Genomic DNA, 24,745 nt, shown 5'->3' on the forward strand with positions numbered 1-24,745 from the left:
AAATTACAATAGTTTTACTGTTTTTTGGTTACAGTAAATTGTATAAGTGTTATTATTTTAAAGATAGGGTTTCTAAAACAGTTTTCATGCCAGAAGTTCCATTTTCGCGAATGATTTTTACATGTTTTGCATTCATGTGTGCAGGATTAGGGTCTATGTAATAGATCGGCGTTTTATCCTTAACATAATGCATTAATCCAGCAGCGGGATATACTTGCATAGACGTGCCAATAATGATAAGAATATCGGCAGTTTCGCATTCTTTTACAGCTAAGTCTATCATAGGGACTGCTTCTCCAAACCAAACAATATGGGGTCTAATTTGATATCCATCCTTACATATGTCGCCGATGTTTATATCGTTAGGCCACGATAAAATTTCTTCATTATTAACACTTTTCGCTTTATTTAATTCTCCGTGTAAGTGAATTACTCTTGTACTTCCTGCGCGTTCGTGTAAGTCGTCTACATTTTGAGTGATAATAGTTACTTTATAATCCTGCTCTAAACTTGCTAAATCAAAATGTGCACTATTAGGTTCTACGGCTTTTAATTGTCTTCGACGCTGATTATAAAATTCTAAAACTAATTCAGGATTTTTAGCAAAACCTTCGGGTGTGGCTACTTCCATAACATCATGACCTTCCCACAGGCCATCGCTATCTCTAAAAGTTTTTAATCCACTTTCGGCACTTATTCCAGCACCACTAAGTACAACTATATGTTTCATTAGTTAAAAATAAGAAATCATTTTTATAAATTCGAAGATTCTAACTAGCAAACGAATTTAATGATTGATTTAAAACTTCTTGAACATTTAGAAAACATAATTACACCAGAACGTAAAGCACGATTTGATACAGTTTTACCTCAACGAACGAAGTATTTTACAGTGGCTACAGAAGATGTGTATCAGTTACACAACACCAGCGCAGTGATAAGAAGTTGTGATGTTTTTGGTATACAAGAGGTGAATATTATTGAAGAGAAAAACTCAAAACGCATTGATAGGGAAATTGCTATGGGAGCGCAAAAATGGGTGGACTTAAATCGCTATAATCATGTTAAAGATTGTATAGCAGATTTAAAACAGAAAGGCTATCAAATTGTTGCTACAACACCTCATGAAAACGATTGTGAATTACATGATTTTGATGTTTCTAAACCGTCTTGTTTTTTCTTCGGAAGAGAAACGGAAGGTTTATCGCAGGCGGTTTTAGATGAAGCCGATTCCTTTTTAAAAATTCCTATGGTTGGTTTTACCGAGAGTTTAAATATTTCGGTGTCGGCAGCTATTATTTTACAGCATGTAACTACCAAACTGAAGCGTACAGATATCGATTGGAGATTGTCTGAACAAGAGCAATTGGAAAAACGTATGGATTGGATAAAAAGTACGATTAAAAGTTACGATGACATAGTGGAACACTTTTATAAAAACAATCAGTAATTTGTTTTAAGTGTTTATTAGCATTCTTTTATTTAGTACTGTAATCTGAGTCTGTCCGGAATGGATAGGCGGGAAGATTCTCACCGTTAACTAAATTTACATCTGGTTTTCCTGAAAAGGCATATCTCACATATTTTGGTTGTGTAATTTTATCGTGAGAAAGTAGTATCGTTTCATCTTGAATTTTGGCTATTGCAGGTTTCCATTGCAGCGATTCGTCGGCAATCCAGAAGCCTGTTGGTGCTTTATTATCTTTAGTTTTTAAACCTTTTGCCTGATTAAATTTAACGACCATAACATTATTTTCTTTTTTTAAGGTTTTAAAGGTTGGGCCTTCGGCTATAACATCTTTATTTAAGGTGTATTTGGCAGCTTTAAGGGCAAGTCGTTGTGCAATAGGTAATTTGTCTGTAGGGTGAATGTTTTTTTCGTCACCTAAATCAATTGTATTTACAACAGTAGTGTAGGGAAGTTCTAAAATTTTTAATTGCGATTCTCGCATCCAAGCCCAAGACGGAGCCGTTGGACTTTTTGAATCAATTTCTGGGGAGTTGTAAGTTCCTTTCCCATAACCTGGTAACATTACAATAGAAAAATGCATGTATTCGTTATTCCATTGTGTTCTGTAACGTTCTACCCAAAATTTAAGGATATCTCCATATTCTTTCATTCCTGCAACACGATGAAACCAATTGGTTTCTGTCACTTCTGGCATTCCAGATAGATAACGTGTATTGCGTTCGCCTTGATACCAAACTAAACCTTTGCAGGCATAAGGAGCCAATGGACTCATCATAGCATTGTAAACAATGTTTGGTTGTCTTCTTAAAAACACATCTTCTTCTTTACTCCAGCCATTGGAAGCATCTAGTGCTTTTTGTATTTTATTTTGAGTTAATGTATCCGAATCAAATTCAGACATAATTGTTTTAAAATAAGGTAATTGTTCGGTCATGTCTCGTGGCATCCAGGCCTCAATAGATGTGCTGCCCCAAGAGGTGTTAATTATGCCTACAGGGACATCACCAAGGGTTTCTAAGAAAAATGCAAATCCGAATGCTACAGCGCTAGTGGAAGGTGAGGTAGACCAATGTCCATTTACATCTTGGGCTTCTTCAAAAGAAACAGTATGTTTCACTTCAAAACTGCGAATATGATTAGGAATAGGTTTTAAAGATTTTATTTCAGGAACATTATCTACTTTGAATTCCATATTAGATTGCCCAGAGCAAATCCAAACTTCTCCAACTAAAATATCTGATAAGGTAATTTTGGAATGACCAGAAATAGACATGCTACGTCCAATTTTAGAAACCCCTAAAGGCTCTAATTTAACCATCCATTTACCTTTTGCATCTGTTATGGTAGATTTTTCTTGATTGGCAAATGTGACTGTTATTTTTTCGTTGGGTTTGGCATCGCCCCAAACAGGTACTTCCATTCCAGATTGTAAAACCATATGGTTGCTAAATAAATTAGAAGGTTTTAATTCTTGAGCATATACAGTATAAATCATACTTGTAATAAGAACTATAAATGATATAAAAGCAAATGGTTTCATGAGTTAACTTATAAGAAAGTGCATCATAAAATTATGAAATGTAATCGATGTGTGGATGCTGAAAATAGTTTTGTTTATATCTAAATTAAACATTCGGAACCATAATTGATATTTATGCTAACAAAAAAAGCCTCTACAGTTGTAGAAGCTTTCTTTTATCATTTAAATTTGAATACTTATTTATTATCAATCCATTTTTTAGCATTTTCAAATGCTTCTAACCACGGAGAAACTTCGTCTTTTCTGCCTTCTGGATAGTTCGCCCAGTTCCATTGAAAGGTAGAACGTTCTATATGTGGCATCGTGACTAAGTGTCTTCCTGAGGCGTCACACATCATGGCCGTGTTAAAGTCGGAACCATTAGGATTTGCTGGATACCCTTCGTAACCGTATTTCGCTACAATGTTGTATTGGCTTTCTTCTTTAGGAAGGTTAAATTTTCCTTCTCCGTGCGAAATCCAAACTCCAAGTGTGCTGCCTTCTAAACTCGATAACATTACCGAATTGTTTTTCTGAATTTTCACAGAAGTAAATGAACTCTCGTGTTTATGCGAGTCGTTATGTAACATTTTTCCATGAACATCGTGTTCTGGGTTGATTAATTCTAACTCCATCCATAACTGGCATCCGTTACAGATTCCAACGGACAGTGTGTCTTCTCTTTTAAAGAAGTTTTCTAATGCTGTTTTTGCTTTTTCATTATACATAAAAGCACCAGCCCAACCTTTAGCAGAGCCTAAAACATCCGAGTTTGAGAATCCACCAACAGCACCAATAAACTGAATATCTTCAAGTGTTTCACGACCAGAAATTAAATCGGTCATGTGTACATCTTTCACATCAAAACCAGCTAAATACATCGCGTTAGCCATTTCACGTTCAGAATTACTTCCCTTTTCACGAATAATAGCCGCTTTTGGTTTAGGCTGACTAGCATCTATGGTAGGACGCTTACCTGTAAAATGTTTAGGGAAAGTATATTGAAGTGGCTGATTTTTATAGTTTTCGTAACGCGCGTCTGCAGCGTTATTTGCCGTTTGCTTTTTATCTAATAAATACGATGTTTTGTACCACACATCTCTTAATTCGGCAACATCAAAAGCAAATACATCTTCGTTGTTTTTAATGTTTATTTTACCAGAAGCATTAGCTGTTCCAATTTTGAATACTTCAATATTGTTTTCAGCTAAAATAGATTCTACTGAAGCATCTGCTTGAAAAACAAGTCCTGCATTTTCAGAGAATAATATCTTAAGTGAATCTTCTTCATTTAAAGCTGTGAAATCATAATCGGCTCCCAAGTTTACATCAGCAAAACACAATTCTAATAGAGTTGTGATTAACCCACCTGAAGCAACATCGTGTCCAGCCTCAATTTTATCCGCTTTAATTAAGTCCTGAATCGCATTAAACGCATTCTTAACAAAGTCTGTATTCTTAACATCTGGGGTGTCGTTTCCAATAGCATTTAATGCTTGGAAGAATGAACTACCACCCAATTTAAAGTCGTCTTGAGAGATGTTGATGTAGTAAATATTTCCACCATCAGCTTTTAAAAGTGGTTCTACAACTTTAGAAATTTCAGAACAATTTCCTGCAGCAGAAATAATTACAGTTCCTGGAGCAATAACGTCTTCGTTAGGATATTTTTGCTTCATAGAAAGCGAATCTTTTCCTGTTGGTACGTTAATTCCTAAGTCGATTGCAAATTCTGAAACGGCTTGAACAGCTTTGTATAATCTCGCGTCTTCACCTTCATTTTTACAAGGCCACATCCAGTTTGCAGATAAGGATACACTCTTTAAATTATCTTTTAAAGGAGCCCAAACAATATTGGTAAGCGATTCTGTAATGGCATTTCTACTTCCAGCATCTGGGTGTATTAAAGCCGAAATAGGCGCGTGCCCAATAGACGTAGCAATTCCTTCTTTTCCATTATAATCTAGTGCCATAACACCAACATTGTTTAACGGAATTTGTAATGGTCCAACACATTGTTGTTTGGCTACTTTACCACCAACACATCTATCGACTTTGTTAGTTAACCAATCTTTACAAGCCACAGCTTCTAACTGCAACACTTGCTCTAAATAGATTTTTAAGTTTTTAGATTTGTAACGCGGATTTTTATATTTTCTGACAATGGTATTGTCTGTCATTATGGTTTTAGGGGAACTTCCAAACATATCTTCTAATGCTAAATCCATTGGCTTTTCACCAGTTGTTTTAGACTCGAAAGTAAAGCGGTCGTTTCCTGTAACTTCTCCAACATCGTAAATAGGAGAACGTTCTCTATCTGCAATTTTATGAAGCGTTTCTAAATGTTTTTCTGCAATAACTAATCCCATACGTTCTTGAGATTCGTTACCAATAATTTCTTTAGCCGATAGGGTAGGGTCTCCAACAGGTAAACTGTCTAAATTGATTTTCCCTCCTGTATCTTCTACCAATTCTGAAAGACAATTTAAATGTCCTCCAGCTCCATGGTCGTGGATAGATACAATAAAGTTTTCGTCACTTTCTACCATACCACGCACGGCGTTAGCAGCACGTTTTTGCATTTCTGGATTAGAACGTTGTACCGCATTTAACTCGATACCCGATTCGAATTCTCCAGTATCTGCAGAAGACACTGCGGCACCACCCATTCCAATACGGTAGTTTTCACCACCAAGAATAACAATTTTATCGCCTTCTTTAGGCGTATCCTTTAAGGCTTGGTCGGCTTTACCGTAACCAATACCACCAGCTTGCATAATAACTTTATCAAAACCTAATTTTCTAGGGTTTGCTGTACTAGACGAAGCATTCTCGTCGTGTTCGAATGTAAGTACAGAACCTGTAATTAACGGTTGTCCGAATTTGTTTCCAAAGTCAGATGCACCATTACTGGCTTTTATTAAAATATCCATTGGTGTTTGGTATAACCAAGGACGTGCTTGCGTTTTTTGTTCCCACGGACGGTTTTCTTCTAAACGCGAATACGACGTCATATAAACTGCTGTTCCTGCTAGAGGTAAAGAGCCTTTTCCTCCTGCAAGTCTATCGCGAATCTCTCCTCCAGAACCAGTTGCAGCACCATTAAAAGGCTCTACGGTGGTTGGGAAGTTGTGAGTTTCTGCTTTTAATGAAATTACAGATTCGTAATTTTTCGTTTCGTAAAAATCTGGCTTATCTGCCGTTTTAGGAGCAAATTGTTCTACAATAGGGCCTTTTACAAACGCGACATTATCTTTATAAGCTGAAACAATATCGTTAGGATTTTTGTTTGATGTTTCACGAATCATTTTAAATAATGACACCTCTTTTTCTTCACCATCGATAACAAATGTTCCGTTGAAAATTTTATGACGACAGTGCTCTGAATTGACTTGCGAAAATCCGAAGACTTCAGAATCTGTTAACGGACGCCCAATTTTCTTAGCAACACCTTCTAGATACGTCACTTCTTCGTCGCTTAAAGACAATCCTTCTTGTGCATTGTAAGCGGCAATGTCTTCAATATTTAAAACCGGTTCTGGTTTAATATCAATTGTAAATGACTCTTGATTTAATTCGTTGAATTTTTGAGAAATCATCGGATCGAAATCTGAAAAATCTTCAGCGACAGCTTCAAATTCTTCAATTCTAATAATGTCTGTGATACCCATATTTTGAGTAATTTCAACAGCATTTGTACTCCAAGGTGTAATCATAGCGGCACGAGGACCAACAAAAAAAGCATCGATTGATGCTTGTTCTAACTTAGGCTGGTTGCCAAAAAGCCACGATAATTTTGAAATAGTTTCAGTCGATAATTCTTTAACTGTTTGTACAGCAAATAATTTGCCGTTTACGTTTCCAAAGAAATGAATCATATAATGAGGTTTGTATTATTTTTTAAGAAAGGACAAAATTAGTGTTTTTTAGCGATATTTTTTCAAAAAAAGATAGAGTCTTTTTTCAGGGCTACAGCAGAATTTGTTTCATAAAAAAAGCGACCCAATTGGGTCGCTTTTCAAAATGAATTTTCAAGAAATTAATTCTTAACTAATTTTTTGCTAATCGTTTTGTTGTTTTGAGTCATTCTTAAAATATAAACACCCGATTGTAAGTTTTGAGTGCTAATACTAGTGCTGTTTTGTATGGTTTTAGAAAGTACTAATTTTCCTAACATATTGTAAATGTCAACCTGAGATGCTTCTCCGTTTGGCATTGCAATGTTTAGTAAATCTTCCATTGGGTTAGGATAGATTTTAACAGCATTTAGACTGTCGTCTTCAATACTTAAAGATGCATCGTAACAGGTCCAAGCAAGGTTTTCAATAATAACACGGTCTGATGATGTTGATTTGTTATTTAATTCTAACGCAACCTCACCTTCAATATTAATATTTTCAACAGTTATAGTTTGTACCACGTCGCTATAAGCAATTTGCCCAACTACATTTCCGTTTACTACAACATCAAAAGTTCCAGAACCACCACCAAATACACGTTGTGTCGTTACCGTTAAAGTTCCGATACCTCCAGTTGTTTTAGGCGCAGTTAAGACACCATTTCTAATGGTGATAACTTTACTTAATTCGATATTCTGATCTATTCTAGCATCTGTAGCAGTCCATACTAAACCATTATCTCCAGTCCATGTTCTATCTCCGTACTGGCTGTCGTTTAAATCTTGAATAGGTGTAAGATTTGTAAATGTTTCTTCTGTACAGTAATCAGAATTTGTGTTTTCGTAACATGTCCAAGCCAGATTATCGATAACGATACGGTCACGATTATCTGAAGTAATATTATTTAATTCCACAGTTACGTTACCCGCAATATTAATGTTTTCAATAGTTGTAGTTTGTTCAAATTCATTGTAAGGAATTTGGCCTACAACCTCACCATTAACAACTAAATCTAGAGTTCCAGATCCACCACCAAAAACGCGTAGTGTTGTTACTGTTAAAGCACCTATACCATTACTAGTCGTTGGAGCAGTTAAAGATCCAGAATTGTTTTTGTCGATTGCTACGGCTTTTGATCCATCAATATTTTGGTCTATTCTAGCACCCGTTGCAGTCCATTCTAAACCATTATCTCCAGTCCAAGTGCGTTCTGCATATGAGCTGTCATTTACGTCTATAGTTGATGATAGGTTTTCAAAACTTTCAGACGTACAATAATCCATTACAATTTCTCCAGACGTGGTTGCTGAAATCGATTCTGATACTGCAGAAACATTATTAGAAGCATCTTCGGCAGTTATTGTAAATGCATAGGTTGTATCTGCATCTAAATCTGAAATTGTAATTGTATTTGTATACGCTTTTGTTAAGAACGTTCCATCCATGTATACATTGTAAGAGGCAACAGCAATATTGTCTGTAGAAGCAGTCCATGTTAATTTAATGCTAGACGCTGTAATATCGCTTGAAGCAAGAGCTGTAGGTACTGTTGGCGCTTCTGTATCTGTAACACTACTGTTACCATCCCATAAATTTTGTGCATCTGCACCTCCCCAAATAGCAGTTGCTAAATATGGATTATCGATAAATGGGTTTCTGTTACCTTGGGCGTACGTATTAGATGTGTTTCCGTGGTAGGTGTTTCTTTGTTTTTCGAATTCTGAAACAGGATCTTCAATATTCCATTCTAAGAATAAATCAATCATGTCGTCAGGCGTTTGAGCAGAATCTCCAAAACCTACATTAGTTGGTAAACAACGCTCACCATATCTAATGTACATGTACATCACGATACGAGCACAGTCGCCTTTCCACTCGTCGCCAGGATACCAGCCATTGTTTGAAAAGTTTGAATTACCACTACCATCTGCAAATTTTAAATTGTTACGGTCTGCATTTCTACCAATGTCACTCGGACGTAGCATTTGTGCATCAGATCCAGGACCTTCTGTTCCTAAATTTGGAGTTCCTAAAGATTTTGCATAGATATGCTCACGATTCCATTCGCCTTGATTTCCTCCATTTTTGTTTTTATCTCTACTTCTGTCTGTAGAAATATTGTTGTCCATATCGTCATAACCATACATTAAAAGTACGTTGTTACTATTGTCGGGATCAAGATCTGTAACTTTTAACGCTTCCCATACTTCTGGAGTGTACGTCAATTCTTTAACATGTTTTGCAATTGTAACGGCGCTTAAGTCTTCTTTAAGTTCTACGCCGGTTTTAGAAAAGTTTACGGTGTTGTAATATGCTTGTAAGTCTTCAGGTGGGTTTATTTGAGCAAAGCCAAATAATGTTGAAAAGGTTAAGCATACTGATAAGTAAAAGTGCTTCATAGGGTATTATTTAAGTTGTTTTTAATTTGTGCCCAATTTACAAAATAAAAAAGCTAGTAAAGACGAATCTTTACTAGCTTTTACCGAGGATTATACTATGTGTTTTTTACTTTCTTTTAAGTAAAGCCATATAAAATCCGTCGAATCCTGTTTTGTGAGCATAAATATTTTCGTCGCGCACTAAGGTAAAATCTTTTCCGAACTCCGATGTTAAGAAAGTGTCAACTTGTTGTCTGTTTTCAGAAGGTAAAACGGAGCAGGTAGCATATACCATTTGTCCGCCAGATTTAACCATTCTAGAATACGTCTGAAGAATCTCTTGTTGTGTTTCGCGAATTCTATCTAAAAATTCAGGTTGTAATTTCCATTTAGCATCCGGATTTCTTCTTAAAACCCCAAGGCCTGAACATGGTGCATCAATTAGCACACGGTCGGCTTTATCGTATAATTTCTTAATAACTTTAGTCGATTCTATAGGACGTTGTTCAATATTATGAGCACCATCGCGTTTTGCACGACGTTTTAATTCATGCAATTTATGCGCATAAATATCTAAAGCAATAATTTGTCCTTTGTTTTCCATTAAAGATGCCAAGTGTAATGTTTTTCCACCTGCACCAGCACAAGTGTCTATAACACGCATTCCAGGTTCAACCTCTAAATATTTAGCAACCAATTGAGACGATGCATCTTGCACTTCAAAATGACCGTTTTTAAAAGATTCTGTTGTAAAAACATTGGCACGCTCTTTTAATTTAAGCGCATCAGGATAGCCTTTAATAAATTCCGTTTCGATGTCGACATCAAAAAGGTCGGCTTGTAACTTGTCTTTAGTTATTTTTAAGGTGTTTGTTCTAAGCACAACATCGGCTTGTTGGTTTAAAGCAGCAATCTCTTTAGTCCAAAGTTCCTCACCTAATTCTTTAGCACCAATTTCGTCCATCCAATCGGGAATCGATTCTTTGAATTTTCTAATTTTAGACAATTCATCAAAACGTCCTTTAATTTTACGTGTCGGTGTTTTTTCAAAATAAGACCAGTCTGGTAACTTAATACCTTTCAGTGTTGCCCATACGGCAAATATTCTCCAAATATTATCTCTATCGTAAGGCTCTTTTACTTCTGCTATTTCAGCATATAGGCGTTTCCAGCGAACAATCTCGTAAGTTGTTTCGGCTACAAAGCCACGGTCACGACTTCCCCAGCGTTTGTCGCGTTTTAATAATTGTTGAACAACTTTGTCGGCATAAACTCCTTCATTAAAAATGAGCATTAATCCGTCTACTACCGCAAAGCATAAATTTCTATGTAATCGCATTTTGTGTATTTAAGGCCACAAAGGTAAGTTTAATTAATTATTTTTAGCCAAAATTTTAATAAATGCGACTAATAGCGAGCCTTTTACTTTTTGTTTTAATCAGTTCTTGTAAACAAGATGTTCAAAAACCTTCAAAAATTTACAAATCTGTTGAAATTCAGGATGTTTATAATGACTCTTTAAGCATACGTGCCATTGAACTTATGGGCGATGGCACCCTAGCTTTTGCTGCAGATAAAGGAACTTACGGATTATATTTTCCAAAAAAGGAGCAAGTGGCAACATCAAAGCAACTTCACGATTCTGTGCCGTTACATTTTAGAGCCGTTGCACATACATCTACCGATTTTTTTATGTTGAGTATTGAAAGTCCTGCATTATTATATAAAACAGGAGACGATGGAAGCATGAAACGCGTTTATAAAGAAGAAGGCGAAGAGGTGTTTTACGACGCTATGACGTTTTGGAACGATAAAGAAGGTATTGCGGTAGGCGATAGTGTTAATGGTTGTTTGTCTATAATTATTACTCGAGACGGCGGCGAAACCTGGGCGAAGTTACCTTGCGAGAACTTACCTAAAGCCATCGAAGGTGAAGGCGCGTTTGCTGCGAGTAACACCAATATTAAAGTGTTAGAAGATAAAGCATGGATTGCAACTACTAGCGGAACTATTTATTATTCTGAAAATAAAGGTGAAACTTGGATTACAATTGAAACGCCAATGCAGAACACAGAAGCAACTCAAGGTGTTTATTCTATCGATTTTTACGATGAATTAAATGGCTTTGCTATTGGTGGAGATTACACCAAACCCGATGTAAATACCAACAATAAAATGAAAACTGTCGATGGTGGAAAAACATGGCTGCTGGTTGCAGACGGTGAAGAGCCAGGTTACAAGAGTTGCGTGCAATATATGCCGAATCGTAATGCTGAAAGTTTAGTTGCAGTTGGTTTTAATGGTATTTCAATGTCGAATGACCATGGAGAATCTTGGAAACAAATTAGTGAGGAATCTTTCTACACTATTCGTTTTTTAAATGATTCTATTGCCTATGCTGCAGGAAAAGGGCGAATTTCGAAGCTCGTTTTTACAGAATAATTCAAACTTTTAATTAGTGTTTTCTGCGCTACAAATTTATATACTACTTATACAAATAGAAACATAATATACACCTGTTATTATAAATACAACTCCTGCAATGGTATGCATACCAGATTCAATCTTCGTAATTTTAGTGTAAAACATATCCACTTTTCCATCTGTAAAGGCTAATAAATAGGTGAAAAGAATTTAAGATAGGTTTTTATAATGAGATATGATTTTAGTCATCTTTTATTATATGGATTCAACTTAATTTTGCTCTGCTTTTAAAGGAAATCTTTCATTAAAAAATAAATGATAGAAAGTTAGTTTAGGAATAATTTTAATAATATGAAGCACAAATATAGATGCGTTAAGTTTTAATTATTTAACTAAATTTGCGCTTTTAAAAGTATAAAGGGAAATGGTTGTTGTGTTTTTTTAACACTAACATTAAAAGAGAATTCGGTGTGAATCCGAAACTGTCCCGCAGCTGTAAGCTCATAACGGAAACCTAATTTATGGTCACTTTTCAATAGAAGGGGAAGGCCAGGTGAAAGGAGTAAGTCAGAAGACCTGCCATTTTTTATTAATTCAAATAGCTTTCGGGGATAAAAGCTGGGATTAGAATCTTATCATTCTTCTCTTTAGGAGTAGCCATGTTTTAATGTGGTTAGTCTACCCTCGACTGCAATAAATTAATTGAGGTGAGGTTTTCAAAATCGTTATATAATTTTATTTTAATTACGTGTATCACGTGTTTAAGTTCGGTATCTGTTTTTGCACAAGAACAAGATAGTGTTGCTGCAACTTCGCTGAAAGAAGTTGTGTTAAAATATAATATTACACAGCATAAAAAACATGAATCTCCTGCACCAGTACAAACTTTAGATGGAGAAACTTTAACCCGATTAAACAGCTTAAATGTTGCCGATGCCATTCGGTTTTTTAGTGGTGTACAACTTAAAGATTATGGCGGTGTTGGTGGTATTAAAACCGTAAATATTCGTAGTATGGGATCGCAACATACTGGCGTGTTTTACGACGGCGTCCGTCTTGGAAATGCTCAAAATGGTCAAGTCGATTTGGGTAAATATTCTTTAAGCAACATGGAACAAGTAAGCTTGTACCAAGGGCAACGTACAGATTTAGACCAATCGGCAAATGCTTATGCGTCTGCAAATAGTATTTATTTAAAATCTAAAACTCCAGATTTTAGTCCTGAAAAAAAGTACGAAGCAGATGTGACGTTCAAAACAGGTTCTTTCGGATTGGTTAATCCTTCGTTTGCTTTCGATTATAAATTATCCGATAAAATTGCTGCTCGAGTAAGTGCCGAAATGGTGTCTGCAGATGGCGAATATAAATTTAGATACAGTAATGGGAGTTACGATACGACAGCGGTTAGACAAAATGCAGATATAACTTCGTATCGTGTAGAAACGACGCTATATGGAAATCCGTCTGATAAAACGAGTTGGCATGTAAAATACTATCATTTCGATTCTGAACGTGGCTTGCCAGGTGCCATTGTAGCCAATCGATTCAATAGGTCGCAGCGTTTGTGGGATCAAAGTAATTTTATTCAAGGCGAGTTTAAACATCAGGTTAACGATTCTTACTTCTTTGTTGTTAGAGGTAAATATGCAGATGATCACACACGTTATGTCAATCCCGAAATTGTATCTCTAGAAGGTGTATTAGACAACAGGTATCATCAGAAAAAATATTATACTTCTATTATAAATACGGTTAAACTGAAGCCGTTTTGGGAAGTGTCGCTCGCATCAGATTTTGAAGAAAGCACCCTCGATGCAAACCTCTATCGTTTTGCATATCCTAAACGGTTTTCTATGTTAAATGCACTAGCTAGTAACTTTCATTTTAAACGTTTCAATGTTCAGCTAAGTGTATTAAGCACAACTGTAAATGAAACCGTTGAAGCTTACGATTCGGCCGATGATCTTCAAAAATTCACACCTTCAGTGCTTGTTAATGTGCAACCTTTTCAGAATTCAGAATTCAGATTACGTGCATTTTATAAAAATATTTTCAGGATGCCAACCTTTAATGATTTGTATTACACATTTGTAGGGAACACGTTTTTAAGTCCAGAATATTCCGAGCAAATCGATTTCGGCTTATCGTATCAACATACAAAACAAAATTCGTTTTTTGAAGTCCAAGCCGATGTCTATAAGGTTTGGGTAACCGATAAAATTGTAGCTGTTCCAGGAGCTAATTTATTTCGATGGACTATGCTAAACCTCGGTCGAGTGGAAACAACAGGTGTGGAAGTTGGATTAAAATCGACAGTAAAATTCTATCAGGATGTAGATGTTACGGGTATGGTAAATTATGCGTATCAAGAAGCGGTAGATGCTACTCCGGGAAGCAACACCTACGGCGATCAGATTCCGTATTTGCCGTTACATAGTGGTAGTGCAACTTTAATGGGGGCTTACAGAGCATTTCAACTGAACTATAGTTTTATTTATACAGGCGAGCGCTATAGCCAAACTGCGAATATAAAATCTAATTACTTACAACCTTGGTACACTCATGATTTATCTGCGAATTATACATTTGAATGTTTCCATAATCCTATGAAACTAGGTGTCGAGGTAAATAATGTCTTTGATCAACAATATGATGTGGTTAAGAATTTCCCAATGCCTGGGCGTTCGTATCGCTTCACACTTAATTATAAACTTTAAAAATTAAATTTTAAACTATGAAAAAGTACCTACTATTTTTTGTTCTTATTATATCTGTGTTTTCCTGTCGGAATGACGATGATATGTTCGAAGAAGACAACTCTCAAACACCCGAAGTGCCTGATGTAAACAACGTTTTAAAAGGCTTTTATGTTATAAACGAAGGGAACATGTCTATGAACAAAGCGTCTTTAGATTACATGGATTTTGAAACAGGAGAGTATAAGCATGAACGTTTTAGAGCTAATAATCCAACAGAAGTTGGAGGATTAGGAGATGTGGCAAACGATATAGGAATTTATGGTTCTAAAATGTATATCGTAGTTAATGCGTCGAATAAAGTTGAGGTTTTAGATGTAAAAACAGGTGTTAGATTAAAACAGATTAATGTAGATAATTGCCGATACATCACGTTTTACGAAGGTAAAGCCTATTTAAGCACTTACTTAGGAACCATAGGTGATCCAAATGCTCCGTTAGGACAAGTTAACGAAATTGATACCACAAGTTTAGCCATAACACGTAAAGTAGATGTTGGGCGACAGCCAGAAGAATTGGTGGCCTACGATAATAAAATTTATGTAGCAAATTCCGGAGGCTATAGTCCACCAGAATACGAATCGACCATTTCTGTAATCGATATTCCAAGCTTTACAGAAACGAAACGTATTGAAGTGGCTAAGAATTTACATCGTTTAAAAATAGATAGTGAAGGCGATTTATATGTGTCTTCAAGAGGGGATTATTTTGAAACGCCATCCAATTTTTTTGTTGTAGATACTAAAACAGACGAAGTCAAGAAAACGTTCGATTTGGCTGTAAGTAATTTTACAATTCATAATGATATAGCATATATCTACAGTACCGAGTTCAGCTACTTTACAGGAAGCTTTGTTATTTCTTATAATATGTTAGATACCAAAACAGAAACTGTTTTAGATGCATCTTTTATAGCAGAAGGTAACGAAGATCTTATACAGACACCATACGGAATAGCCATAAATCCAGAGAATGAAGACATTTATATTACAGATGCCAAAGATTATTTTTCACCAGGCGATTTGTACTGTTTCGATTCGGATGGCGAGTTTAAATGGAAAGTAGAAATGGGAGACATTCCATCAAAAATTCAATTTGTATATCAACCAGAATAATTATAATAAAAAAGAAAAATGAAAAGATTAAATGTTTTAAAACAAAACAAAGTCGCATTATTATTTGGATGCAGTGCCTTATTTTTTGCATGTTCTAGCGATGACGAAGACCCTATTTTAGCTCCGGAAATAGAACTTTCTGTAGTCGATCAAGCCGTGTCAATGACCATGAAAGATTCGAAAACTTTTGAAGCTTCAAATTTAAATGAAGATATCTACACTACCGAATGGACTCTTGGAGACAGTTTGGTATCAACGACAGATACTTACAATTTTACTCCAGAAACATCGGGAGAATATGAGTTATCTTACCGAGCATATAATATTAGTGGCGAGTTTACTTTTAACTATAATATTACGGTAGATGCTTTTATACGTCCAGTTACTGCAAACAGCACACCTTATGTTACAGAATTAATTGAATATTTACCAGCACCAGGACAATACCTAAACAAAAACTTAGGGAATTTAGAAAGTGCAGAAGGCATCTTAAATACTAAAAGTGGTTTTGTCTCTTTAGGCGCTTGGGGTGGTTCTATAACTTTAGCATTCGACCATACCGTTTTAAATGCTACAGACGACAATGATTTTGTTGTATACGGAAATCCGTTACCTTCTTTTGCCGAACCCGGAGTTATATGGGTCATGCAAGATGAAAATGCAAACGGAATTGCCGATGATACATGGTATGAAATTAAAGGAAGTGCTCACGATTTAGAAGGCACAATTCGAAACTACAGTTTAACTTATTTTAAGCCAGCTTCAGAAGCCGATGACATTGCATGGGAAGATAGCGAAGGCGCAACAGGTGTAGTGGCTAAAAATGCATTTCACCAACAAGCGTATTATCCAGAATGGATTACTGAAGATTCTTACACGTTAACAGGAACACTTTTATCGAGTGAAAATATTGATATGAGTAATACATCATTCATCACAAGCGCACCATTCGAATATGGTTATGCCGATAATACTGGAGGTGGTGATGCTATAGATATTGCAGATGCTATTAATGCAGACGGCGAAGCAGTTTCTTTATCTGGAATCGATTTTATTAAAATCCAAACAGGTATTCAAGCTAACATGGGATGGTTAGGTGAATTATCTACCGAAGTAAAAGGCGTAGCAGATTTAAGCTTAACAGAATAACACTTTACTCAATTATTATAGTAGAAAACGCTTCAGAATTTACGTTCTGAAGCGTTTTTTTATTTACTATTAAATATATCTACTAAAGCATTACATCACTTTTTGAGCTAGATACTTCTGAACTTCGTAGACATTTATACTCTTGTTAAATTTTTTGCTTACAGAAGGTAAGTTTTCGCTAGATATCCAGATTTTTAATTCGGCATCTAAATCGAATGTGCCAGCAGTTTCTAAAGAAAATCTCGAAATACTTTTATAAGGCATCGATCTGTATTCTTGTTTACTTCCTGTAAAACCTTGTACATCTATTAAAATTAAGCGTTTGTTGGTAAACATAAAAGTATCACGCAAAAGCTTAAATCCTAATTCTACATGTTCACCATCTATAAGTAATCTGCCGTATTTTTCGTTTAAATGTTCTGCAGATATTTCAGAAGCATTACCTAGAATTTTATTAAATATTCCCATATAATAAGTTTAAAGTTTGAGTGCATCGTTTTAGAAAAACGATTTTAGTCTATAACTGTATTACAAAGATATTTTGAAATGAATTAAAATGTAACTTTTTTACAATTATAAATATCTTAAATCATTTTACTAGATTGTGTTTGGTTTTTAGAATTCCATCAATTCTTTGAAAAGAACTTTTTAATTGGCATAAAACCTTTTAAAACAACAAATCAAATGGGTTTCAAGGCGTTTTTAGACTGTTAATGATTATTTTTGTTTTCAGAAAAATTAATAAATACGCGACTATTTAGTTGGTTTTAAATACGATTTTAAAGACTATAATATATGAGACAAGTTGTAATAATTATGGGATGCTTACTTTTTGGTGAAGTATTCGTTTATCTCACTGGAATTAAAATGCCATCGAGTATTATAGGTATGTTGTTGTTAACCGTTTCATTAGAATTGGGATGGATAAAATTAGATTGGGTAAAAGGATTAAGTGATTTTTTAACCAAGAATATGGCATTCTTTTTTGTGCCTCCAGGTGTGGCTATTATGTTGTATTTAGATCTCATTCAAGCTTCGTTTTGGCCTATTATTGTAGCCTCTACTTTAGGAACTATAATTGTTTTTGCCTGTACGGGTTGGACTCATCAATTATTTATGAGACATAAGAATACATTTAAAAAGAATAAAAACAGTTAGACTTATGAATGCTATTTTAAATTCAGAGATTTTTATTCTTACCTTAACATTTGTTGCATATTTTCTAGCTCAAAATATTCAGAGAAAGACAAAAATAATTTTTCTTAATCCGGTTTTAGTTGCTATTATTTTAATAATTGCAGTATTGGTTATTTTTAAAATAGATTTTGAATCTTATGCAGAAGGTAGCCGTATGATAGAGTTTTTACTAAAACCAGCGATTGTGGCATTGGGTGTGCCATTGTATCAGCAGTTGGGTAAAATAAAAAAACAAGCCATTCCTATAATCGTATCTCAATTAGTAGGCTGTATTGCAGGTGTGGTATCGGTTGTTTTAATTGCTAAAGCGATGGGAGCTCCTAAAGAAATTATTTTTTCTATCGCTCCTAAATCAGTGACAACACCTATCGCAATGGAAGTCTCTAAAACTTTAGGTGGAATACCACCCCTTACCGCTTCTGTAGTGGTACTATTTGGAATCTTAGGTTCTATTTTTGGGTATGAAATAATGAAGATTTCACGAATAAAAAGCACAATCTCTCAAGGGATTTCTATGGGAACAGCAGCTCACGTTTTAGGCGCATCAAAATCCATGGAAATTAGTGGGAATTTTGGTGCATTATCAAGTATAGGGTTAATTGTGAACGGTGTTTTTACAGCATTTTTAGCGCCATATATTATCGCTTTTCTAGGGATTTGGATAGACTTTTAAGTGAATTTTGGCCAGATTATTCTATATAAAAAAAGCTCCATAATTAAATTTATGGAGCTTTTTTATAGGTAAATGATAAACTATTTATTTTTTGATGTCTTCTAAATAACGTTGTAATTGCGTACCGTATTTAGACGATTTAATTTCTGGAGTTAAAGAGGAATTAATGGTGTCTAACCATTTTACATTAGCATCGTAAATTTCTGATAATGCTAGGTAAGGCGCAATTTCAGAATCTTTATGATTAATAGCATAATTAACAGTGAATAAATACTTACGTTTAATTAAACCTTCATCCAGTTTAATAATACTATCTATTTTAATAGAGTCCTTTGCTTGAATAGCCTCGAATTTTGCTTGAATTAAATCTAAACGTGCGTTACTCATTTTAACATTCATAACATTATATTCATCTAAAAGCGCTTGGTTTTTCGAGCCAGATATTTTAGCATCTGTTACAAAGTTTTTAAGCGTAGTGTTAATGTTAATACGTCCAGCCTCGGCAAAGAACGGAATACGCTCGTAAGATTTATCGTGTTTATTTAATACTAAATAAAAAATTTCTGGAGTATCTACCTCTCCATGTAATTCAAAAGTTTCATTACCGTTAATTCTTAAGGAATCTAAAGTCACTAATAGGGAGTCATCTATTTTTTGAAGATACACCGTTCCTTTTTTCAAGCCTTTAACATGAGCGTTTACAGTTAAATTTCCTTGGTCTTTACCACAAGATATAACGATTAATAAAAGGAGTAAAATAGATAAATTTTTCATTTGTATAATTGAATTTTTGGAGCGCAAATATCTCATAATTATTTAATAAATACTAGTTGGTTGCAACGATTTTCATAAGCTCGGTACAAAGAATTGCACCATAGGTTCCAACAACATAACCAAACACGGCTAGAAGCGCACCTACAGTGGCTAAAGAGGGATGAAATGCTGCGGCTACAACAGGGGCAGAGGCAGCACCACCAACATTGGCTTGACTTCCTACAGCTAAGAAAAAATAGGGTGCCTTTATAAGCTTAGCTACAATAATTAATAATATGGCATGAATAGTCATCCAAACAATACCGATTAATATTAGACCTGGGTTTTCAAATATTTTAGTCAGGTCCATTTTCATACCAATAGTAGCAACTAAAATGTAAATAAAAATACTTCCAATTTTACTGGCCCCAGCGCCTTCATACGTTTTTGCTTTTGTAAAGGATAATAAAATACCAATTACTGTGGCAATAGTAATTAACCAAAAGAAACTACTTCCAAACGATGATAACGGACTTTTAGGGTCGCTAACTGCTGTGAAATTCGTTGTTAAGTAAGTTGAAATAATCTCTGAACCATAATGTGCTATGCCAACAGCAACAAAGGCAAATCCAAGAATCATCATATAATCTGTTAACGTAGGAATTCTTGTAATTTTATCGCTAAAACTTTGAACTTTTGCTTGTAATTCTTCGATAGCTGAATTGTCTGCTTTAAGCCAATTATCAATCTTCTTACGTTTTCCTATTCCTAATAAAATGATGGCCATCCAGATGTTGGCTACTACAATGTCTACAAGTACCATTCCTCCATACAATTCCTGATTATATTCGTAGATTTCTAACATCGCGGCTTGGTTAGCACCTCCACCAATCCAACTTCCAGCTAGAGTAGACAGTCCGCGCCATACGGCATCGAATCCAGCGCCACCAACAGTTTCGGGTGAAAAAGTAGAAATTATTAAAATAGCGATAGGTCCTCCAATTACAATACCAATGGTTCCTGTAAAGAACATTACTAAGGCTTTCCATCCTAAGTTAAAAACGGCTTTTAAATCTATACTAATAGTCATTAATACTAAAGCCGCAGGTAATAGGTAGCGACTGGCTATAAAATAAGTTTGAGAGGTGTCTGCAGAAATGATTCCTAAAGAATTAAAAATAGCGGGAATCAAGTAGCACATTAATAAGCCAGGAATGTATTTATAAAATGTAGTCCAGAATTTAGTTTTTTTAGATTCTGTATAAAATACAAATGCAAGTGAAATCATTAGAATACCAAAAACAATAGCGTCGTTAGTGAATAGGGGCGTGTTTTCCATAAAATTTTGTTAAAGTCGCAAAATAGCAATTTAAGGCCTTAAAAAAAAGTGGTTTTGTTTAAAGTTTGGCATGATGATTGCATTTTAGTTTTCAATTATTATGATGACCGATATTAGAGTGTGGTTACTTTAATATTTCGAGTAATAATTTTTTCATATTGGTTGGTTAGTTAGTGAAAAAGCATCCCTAGAGGATGCTTTTTTTGTGCTCTATTATATTGAAAATTTAAAATAAATCACTACATAGTTTACTCGTTAAGGTTGTAAGTTAGCTGTAATTAAGTGTTTTTTTATAGCTGTTATTGTAATGAAAACGGTTAATAACTATTCAATTATTTCCTTTTTTAGTAAGATTCCAATAAAATTATTGTAGCTATAGTTATATAAAAGGGAGAGCCTTTTACATTTTGTCGTGTATATCTGTTTTTTTGTCGTTTTTACAAGAATTTTCTTTGATTATGTTAAAATTGTTTAAATGTTTATAAATTAAACGTCTTTTTCCCTGCTTTTATCAATCTTAATTTTATATTTGAGTATTACTAAATATTTTTTAGTTAATGGATTAATTAATTAAATTTTGCATCATGTAGTTGATACCGGATTCCCAAATCTTACTTCATTATAAAAATGCAAAAAATAATAAACCGAGGTTGAGGGACCTCGGTTTATTTATTTTTAATATACTGTTCTAAAGGTTAGATTAATTCGTTTTCCTATCTTCTTTTTTGTTTTAGGCAGTTGGTGTAACCAGTAGTCTTGTGTGCCACCTTTCATAATTAATAAACTTCCATGATTTAGTATTAATTTCTGTTTTAAATTAGAATCTTCTTTATGTTTAAAATGAAATATACGTTCAGCTCCAAAAGATATCGATGCAATTAAAGGACGTTGTCCCAATGCTTTCTCGTTATCGGTATGCCAACCATTACTATCTTGTCCGTCGCGATATAAATTACATAAGTATGTAGTAAAACGATGTTGTAATTCAAGTTCAACCTTAGCTTTAATAGCTTCTAATGACTTTGTAAACGGATGCGGTTGCATGTGTATTCCTGAATACGAATATGACTTTGAATTGTTTGCATATAATGCGGTAAGCCGAGGTTGAGGTACTGTTTTTCCGAAAATCGTGATGTCGTCTAGCTGCCAGGCTATAGTCTCTAATAGTACATTGAAATAGGCGTTGGCTTCAGAACGTGCGAAAAATGAAGGATAATAAATCACTTCTGCATCTTTCATATTCAATACTATGGGGTCAGATTTAAATAATGTCATTATAAATTTATATAAGAGTAGGCCCAATACATTAATACAAACTGAAGTGGAATGCGAGATATTAATATCCATTTTGGAAGTCCAGAGCCAGTTTTTTCATCTTTAAGCATATAAACATGGACTAATAAAAATACAGCTAACATGGCTATTAAGCCATAAATAGCAACCGATTTTAAAGCAGGAATACAAATTGAAATTCCTAATGCAATTTCAAAAATACCACTTAAAGCCACTAATAATTTATGATTAGGAAGGTAATCTGGCATAATCCGTAAATACGTCTTTGGATTAACAAAATGTAAAATGCCAGCGACGATGTAAAGAAAAGCCATGAAATATAAATGCCAAGGATACAACATAAGTAAAATTAATTTTTTCTAAATTAGCCTTTAATGTCGATGCTATGAAATTTAAATTTGCCTTTTTCTGTTTTCTTATTAGTACATATGCGTTTTCGCAGTTACCAAAAGGGTTTGTGTATCTAACCGATATATCTCCTACAATAGCTTTAGAAATGCGGTATTGTACAGATTATAATTTTGTTGGTACACCTATTTATGGATATCATGAGGCTGTGTGTATTGTAACTAAAGAAACAGCCAATGCTTTACATGCTGTTCAGCAGGAGTTAGCAACTCAAAATTTATCTCTTAAAATATACGATTCGTATAGACCTCAAGAAGCGGTAAATCATTTTATAGATTGGGCGAAACATGTAAACGACACGTTAATGAAACCTCATTTTTATCCAGATGTGAATAAACGCTATTTGTTTAGAGATGGATATATATCTTCTAAATCTAGACATAGTAGCGGGAGTACAGTCGATTTAACCATTGTAAACGCAGATACTGGTGAAACTTTAGATATGGGGTCTCCATTCGACTTTTTTGGAGAGCCATCTTGGGTGGCGTATACTAAGTTAAGTCAGGAGCAAAAAGCCAATAGAATGTTATTGCAAAGAGTTATGCAAAAGCATGGCTTTAGAAGTTATAGCAAAGAATGGTGGCATTTTACCTTACGAAATGAGCCTTTTAAAAATCAGTATTTTAATTTTCCGGTGGAATAAAACTACGCTTTAGTTAGTGTATAACTTTTTATCCAAGGGATATCAGATTCATGAAATTGAATTGTAGTTGGACTGTTTTCTGAAGATGTATTACGTGGAGATTTATAATCTAATCGCGCTTTAGAATGACTTAAATCGATTGTTTCTTCTTTAGATTGATTTTTATTATTGGATGTAAACGAAATGAGTTTATTTGTAATCTTCCAAGTCCCACCATCCGATTTGTGTTCTTTTTGTGGGATACCTGCTTCAATAAATCTATAATAGGTATATGCATATGTTCCGTTCGGGTGTAACGTAACCTCATGCGTTAAGGCGTTACCATCTGTAAGTTTTGCTTCGTATTTGTAGTCGCCTACAGCGATTTTTGTTTGCGCTACTAGGGCATATTGAGAAATAAGAATAAAAATTACAAGTAGTTTTTTCATACTTGATTATGGATTAATACCAACGTTTCTTTTTCTTTTTAGAAGCTTCAGACTTTCTACCTTTTTTATGTTTGCTACCTCCTTGTTTTTTATGAACCTCAGGTTTTGCTTTAGGGTCTAGTGGATAAGGATGCTCGCTTTCAATAGCAATTTCTTTTTGAATTAACTGTTGAATGGTTTTAATATATAATTTTTCGTCTGCCGAACAAAATGAATACGACATACCAGAATTACCGGCACGTCCTGTACGTCCTATACGGTGTACATACGTTTCGGGTATATTGGGAATATCGAAATTAATAACGGCGTCTAAGTTGTCTATATCAATACCACGCGCAGCAACATCTGTTGCAATTAAAATATTTGCATCTCCGTTTTTAAATCGAGTTAAGGCATCTTGTCTATCGTTTTGCGTTTTATCGCCATGAAAGCTTTCAACTTTATAACCATTTTTTATTAAGGTTTGTTCTAATTTATCTACACCAAATTTTGTGCGTCTAAAAATAAGCATGTTTCCTTTAATCGTATTTCGTAATAGATGTAAACACAATTCTATTTTCTTAGGTTTAGGAACATAAAATAATAATTGAGAAACACTTTTTGCAGCCGAAGAAGTTGGAGATACTTCTACTCGTTCTGGCGATTTTAATATGGTATTTGCTAACTGCTCTACTTTAAAAGGCATGGTTGCAGAGAACAATAAAATTTGTTTTTCTTTAGAACACAGACGTTCAATTTTTTTAACATCGTCTATAAAGCCCATGTCTAACATTAAATCGGCTTCATCTAAAACTAGAGTTTCAATAAAATCTAAATTAACAACATCTTGTTTATGTAAATCTAATAAACGCCCAGGAGTAGCGATAAGAATATCGATTCCTTTTTTTAATACGTCTATCTGAGGTTCTATAGAAGCGCCTCCAAAAACCACTGTGCTTGTAAGATTTGTATACTTGCTGTAATTTTTAAAGTTCTCTTCAATCTGAATTGCTAATTCGCGTGTAGGACTTACAATTAAAGCTTTAATCTTTTTTCCGCGTTTTGGAGCGTCCTGATTATCGAACAATAATTGAAGTATAGGTAATGCAAAAGCCGCAGTTTTTCCTGTACCGGTTTGTGCAGAAGCAATAACATCTTTGCCTTCTAATACAAAGGGAATGGTTTGTTCTTGAACCAAAGTAGGTTCGTTATATCCAGATTCCGCAATAGCGCGTAAAAGTGGTCTGTTAAGGTGTAAGTCTTTAAACGACATCATATAAATAAGTAATAGTATTGCAAAGATAGTGTAAAAGCTTAGAGA

Annotated in this window: 20 protein-coding genes and 1 riboswitch; of the genes, 8 read left to right on the forward strand and 12 right to left on the reverse strand. The window is 34.6% G+C overall.

The genetic code is table 11. The features are described 5' to 3' along the window. Positions 1 to 52: 52 nt before the first annotated feature. A complete protein-coding gene (locus BN863_RS03940; protein ID WP_038527760.1) occupies positions 53 to 730 on the reverse strand; it encodes an SIR2 family NAD-dependent protein deacylase in 678 nt (225 codons plus the stop codon). Between the two features lie 60 nt (positions 731 to 790). Between BN863_RS03940 and BN863_RS03945 the strand changes: the two genes are divergently transcribed. Next, a complete protein-coding gene (locus tag BN863_RS03945) occupies positions 791 to 1,450 on the forward strand; it encodes a TrmH family RNA methyltransferase (RefSeq protein WP_038527762.1) in 660 nt (219 codons plus the stop codon). A 28-nt stretch (positions 1,451 to 1,478) separates the two neighbouring features. Here BN863_RS03945 and BN863_RS03950 read toward each other — a convergent pair whose 3' ends face one another. The 4 genes from BN863_RS03950 to BN863_RS03970 all read right to left on the reverse strand — a co-directional run bounded on the left by BN863_RS03950 (position 1,479) and on the right by BN863_RS03970 (position 10,606). Beyond that, positions 1,479 to 3,011 (reverse strand): sialate O-acetylesterase, encoded by a 1,533-nt coding sequence (locus BN863_RS03950; protein ID WP_038527763.1) that lies wholly within the window; start codon positions 3,009 to 3,011, stop codon positions 1,479 to 1,481. A gap of 176 nt (positions 3,012 to 3,187) precedes the next feature. Then, positions 3,188 to 6,868 carry a phosphoribosylformylglycinamidine synthase gene (gene purL, locus BN863_RS03955; RefSeq protein ID WP_038527766.1) on the reverse strand — a complete coding sequence of 1,227 codons (3,681 nt, stop codon included), beginning with the start codon at positions 6,866 to 6,868 and terminating at the stop codon, positions 3,188 to 3,190. A 161-nt stretch (positions 6,869 to 7,029) separates the two neighbouring features. Further along, positions 7,030 to 9,288, reverse strand: coding sequence for an endonuclease (locus BN863_RS17900; protein WP_051774477.1), 2,259 nt, complete (start codon positions 9,286 to 9,288; stop codon positions 7,030 to 7,032). A 106-nt stretch (positions 9,289 to 9,394) separates the two neighbouring features. Continuing rightward, positions 9,395 to 10,606: an RsmB/NOP family class I SAM-dependent RNA methyltransferase gene (locus BN863_RS03970; protein ID WP_038527768.1), complete on the reverse strand. Its 1,212-nt coding sequence runs from the start codon at positions 10,604 to 10,606 to the stop codon at positions 9,395 to 9,397. A gap of 62 nt (positions 10,607 to 10,668) precedes the next feature. Here BN863_RS03970 and BN863_RS03975 point away from each other — a divergent pair, with 62 nt between their 5' ends. The 4 genes from BN863_RS03975 to BN863_RS03990 all read left to right on the forward strand — a co-directional run bounded on the left by BN863_RS03975 (position 10,669) and on the right by BN863_RS03990 (position 16,711). Continuing rightward, positions 10,669 to 11,709: a WD40/YVTN/BNR-like repeat-containing protein gene (locus BN863_RS03975; protein ID WP_038527770.1), complete on the forward strand. Its 1,041-nt coding sequence runs from the start codon at positions 10,669 to 10,671 to the stop codon at positions 11,707 to 11,709. Between the two features lie 390 nt (positions 11,710 to 12,099). Further along, positions 12,100 to 12,289, forward strand: a riboswitch (cobalamin riboswitch). 109 nt (positions 12,290 to 12,398) lie between these two features. After that, complete coding sequence (locus BN863_RS03980) at positions 12,399 to 14,408, forward strand: TonB-dependent receptor plug domain-containing protein (RefSeq protein WP_051774479.1); 2,010 nt, start codon at positions 12,399 to 12,401, stop codon at positions 14,406 to 14,408. Between the two features lie 17 nt (positions 14,409 to 14,425). Beyond that, entirely contained in the window at positions 14,426 to 15,562 is a 1,137-nt protein-coding gene (locus BN863_RS03985) for a YncE family protein (protein ID WP_038527772.1), read from the forward strand. 18 nt (positions 15,563 to 15,580) lie between these two features. Then, complete coding sequence (locus BN863_RS03990) at positions 15,581 to 16,711, forward strand: hypothetical protein (protein WP_051774481.1); 1,131 nt, start codon at positions 15,581 to 15,583, stop codon at positions 16,709 to 16,711. Between the two features lie 90 nt (positions 16,712 to 16,801). Here BN863_RS03990 and BN863_RS03995 read toward each other — a convergent pair whose 3' ends face one another. Continuing rightward, positions 16,802 to 17,179 carry a PH domain-containing protein gene (locus tag BN863_RS03995; RefSeq protein ID WP_038527774.1) on the reverse strand — a complete coding sequence of 126 codons (378 nt, stop codon included), beginning with the start codon at positions 17,177 to 17,179 and terminating at the stop codon, positions 16,802 to 16,804. A 327-nt stretch (positions 17,180 to 17,506) separates the two neighbouring features. On the opposite strand from BN863_RS03995, the gene BN863_RS04000 reads away from it, so the two are divergent. Together BN863_RS04000 and BN863_RS04005 are read left to right on the forward strand one after the other, a co-directional pair. Continuing rightward, entirely contained in the window at positions 17,507 to 17,869 is a 363-nt protein-coding gene (locus tag BN863_RS04000) for a CidA/LrgA family protein (protein WP_038527775.1), read from the forward strand. Positions 17,870 to 17,873: 4 nt separating this feature from the next. Beyond that, positions 17,874 to 18,581 (forward strand): LrgB family protein, encoded by a 708-nt coding sequence (locus BN863_RS04005; protein WP_038527777.1) that lies wholly within the window; start codon positions 17,874 to 17,876, stop codon positions 18,579 to 18,581. Positions 18,582 to 18,665: 84 nt separating this feature from the next. On the opposite strand, the gene BN863_RS04010 is transcribed toward BN863_RS04005, so the two are convergent. The 4 genes from BN863_RS04010 to BN863_RS04025 all read right to left on the reverse strand — a co-directional run bounded on the left by BN863_RS04010 (position 18,666) and on the right by BN863_RS04025 (position 22,307). Then, the gene (locus tag BN863_RS04010; RefSeq protein ID WP_038527779.1) at positions 18,666 to 19,355 is read right to left on the reverse strand and encodes a DUF4369 domain-containing protein; all 690 of its coding nucleotides are present in this window, start codon (positions 19,353 to 19,355) and stop codon (positions 18,666 to 18,668) included. Between the two features lie 52 nt (positions 19,356 to 19,407). Then, the gene (locus tag BN863_RS04015) at positions 19,408 to 20,673 is read right to left on the reverse strand and encodes a DUF819 family protein (RefSeq protein WP_038527781.1); all 1,266 of its coding nucleotides are present in this window, start codon (positions 20,671 to 20,673) and stop codon (positions 19,408 to 19,410) included. A 675-nt stretch (positions 20,674 to 21,348) separates the two neighbouring features. Next, entirely contained in the window at positions 21,349 to 21,948 is a 600-nt protein-coding gene (locus BN863_RS04020; protein ID WP_038527783.1) for an alpha-ketoglutarate-dependent dioxygenase AlkB family protein, read from the reverse strand. Further along, complete coding sequence (locus tag BN863_RS04025; protein ID WP_038527785.1) at positions 21,948 to 22,307, reverse strand: DoxX family protein; 360 nt, start codon at positions 22,305 to 22,307, stop codon at positions 21,948 to 21,950. Before BN863_RS04025 ends, BN863_RS04020 begins: the two co-directional genes overlap by 1 nt. A 44-nt stretch (positions 22,308 to 22,351) precedes the next feature. Here BN863_RS04025 and BN863_RS04030 point away from each other — a divergent pair, with 44 nt between their 5' ends. After that, complete coding sequence (locus BN863_RS04030; RefSeq protein WP_038527787.1) at positions 22,352 to 23,017, forward strand: M15 family metallopeptidase; 666 nt, start codon at positions 22,352 to 22,354, stop codon at positions 23,015 to 23,017. A gap of 2 nt (positions 23,018 to 23,019) precedes the next feature. On the opposite strand, the gene BN863_RS04035 is transcribed toward BN863_RS04030, so the two are convergent. Both BN863_RS04035 and BN863_RS04040 read right to left on the reverse strand, forming a co-directional pair. Then, positions 23,020 to 23,445 (reverse strand): hypothetical protein, encoded by a 426-nt coding sequence (locus BN863_RS04035; RefSeq protein ID WP_038527788.1) that lies wholly within the window; start codon positions 23,443 to 23,445, stop codon positions 23,020 to 23,022. Between the two features lie 13 nt (positions 23,446 to 23,458). Then, the gene (locus BN863_RS04040) at positions 23,459 to 24,697 is read right to left on the reverse strand and encodes a DEAD/DEAH box helicase (protein WP_038533104.1); all 1,239 of its coding nucleotides are present in this window, start codon (positions 24,695 to 24,697) and stop codon (positions 23,459 to 23,461) included. Positions 24,698 to 24,745: the final 48 nt, after the last annotated feature.

Source organism: Formosa agariphila KMM 3901, from assembly GCF_000723205.1.
In the GTDB taxonomy this organism is placed as follows: Bacteria; Bacteroidota; Bacteroidia; order Flavobacteriales; family Flavobacteriaceae; genus Formosa; species Formosa agariphila.

Bases quoted from the DNA above. Each gene is read 5' to 3' on its own strand.
- BN863_RS03940 (WP_038527760.1), bottom strand. From the start codon at position 730: ATGAAACATATAGTTGTACTTAGTGGTGCTGGAATAAGTGCCGAAAGT.
- BN863_RS03945 (WP_038527762.1), top strand. From the start codon at position 791: ATGATTGATTTAAAACTTCTTGAACATTTAGAAAACATAATTACACCA.
- BN863_RS03950 (WP_038527763.1), bottom strand. From the start codon at position 3,011: ATGAAACCATTTGCTTTTATATCATTTATAGTTCTTATTACAAGTATG.
- purL (WP_038527766.1), bottom strand. From the start codon at position 6,868: ATGATTCATTTCTTTGGAAACGTAAACGGCAAATTATTTGCTGTACAA.
- BN863_RS17900 (WP_051774477.1), bottom strand. From the start codon at position 9,288: ATGAAGCACTTTTACTTATCAGTATGCTTAACCTTTTCAACATTATTT.
- BN863_RS03970 (WP_038527768.1), bottom strand. From the start codon at position 10,606: ATGCGATTACATAGAAATTTATGCTTTGCGGTAGTAGACGGATTAATG.
- BN863_RS03975 (WP_038527770.1), top strand. From the start codon at position 10,669: ATGCGACTAATAGCGAGCCTTTTACTTTTTGTTTTAATCAGTTCTTGT.
- BN863_RS03985 (WP_038527772.1), top strand. From the start codon at position 14,426: ATGAAAAAGTACCTACTATTTTTTGTTCTTATTATATCTGTGTTTTCC.
- BN863_RS03990 (WP_051774481.1), top strand. From the start codon at position 15,581: ATGAAAAGATTAAATGTTTTAAAACAAAACAAAGTCGCATTATTATTT.
- BN863_RS03995 (WP_038527774.1), bottom strand. From the start codon at position 17,179: ATGGGAATATTTAATAAAATTCTAGGTAATGCTTCTGAAATATCTGCA.
- BN863_RS04000 (WP_038527775.1), top strand. From the start codon at position 17,507: ATGAGACAAGTTGTAATAATTATGGGATGCTTACTTTTTGGTGAAGTA.
- BN863_RS04005 (WP_038527777.1), top strand. From the start codon at position 17,874: ATGAATGCTATTTTAAATTCAGAGATTTTTATTCTTACCTTAACATTT.
- BN863_RS04010 (WP_038527779.1), bottom strand. From the start codon at position 19,355: ATGAAAAATTTATCTATTTTACTCCTTTTATTAATCGTTATATCTTGT.
- BN863_RS04015 (WP_038527781.1), bottom strand. From the start codon at position 20,673: ATGGAAAACACGCCCCTATTCACTAACGACGCTATTGTTTTTGGTATT.
- BN863_RS04020 (WP_038527783.1), bottom strand. From the start codon at position 21,948: ATGACATTATTTAAATCTGACCCCATAGTATTGAATATGAAAGATGCA.
- BN863_RS04025 (WP_038527785.1), bottom strand. From the start codon at position 22,307: ATGTTGTATCCTTGGCATTTATATTTCATGGCTTTTCTTTACATCGTC.
- BN863_RS04030 (WP_038527787.1), top strand. From the start codon at position 22,352: ATGAAATTTAAATTTGCCTTTTTCTGTTTTCTTATTAGTACATATGCG.
- BN863_RS04035 (WP_038527788.1), bottom strand. From the start codon at position 23,445: ATGAAAAAACTACTTGTAATTTTTATTCTTATTTCTCAATATGCCCTA.
- BN863_RS04040 (WP_038533104.1), bottom strand. From the start codon at position 24,697: ATGTCGTTTAAAGACTTACACCTTAACAGACCACTTTTACGCGCTATT.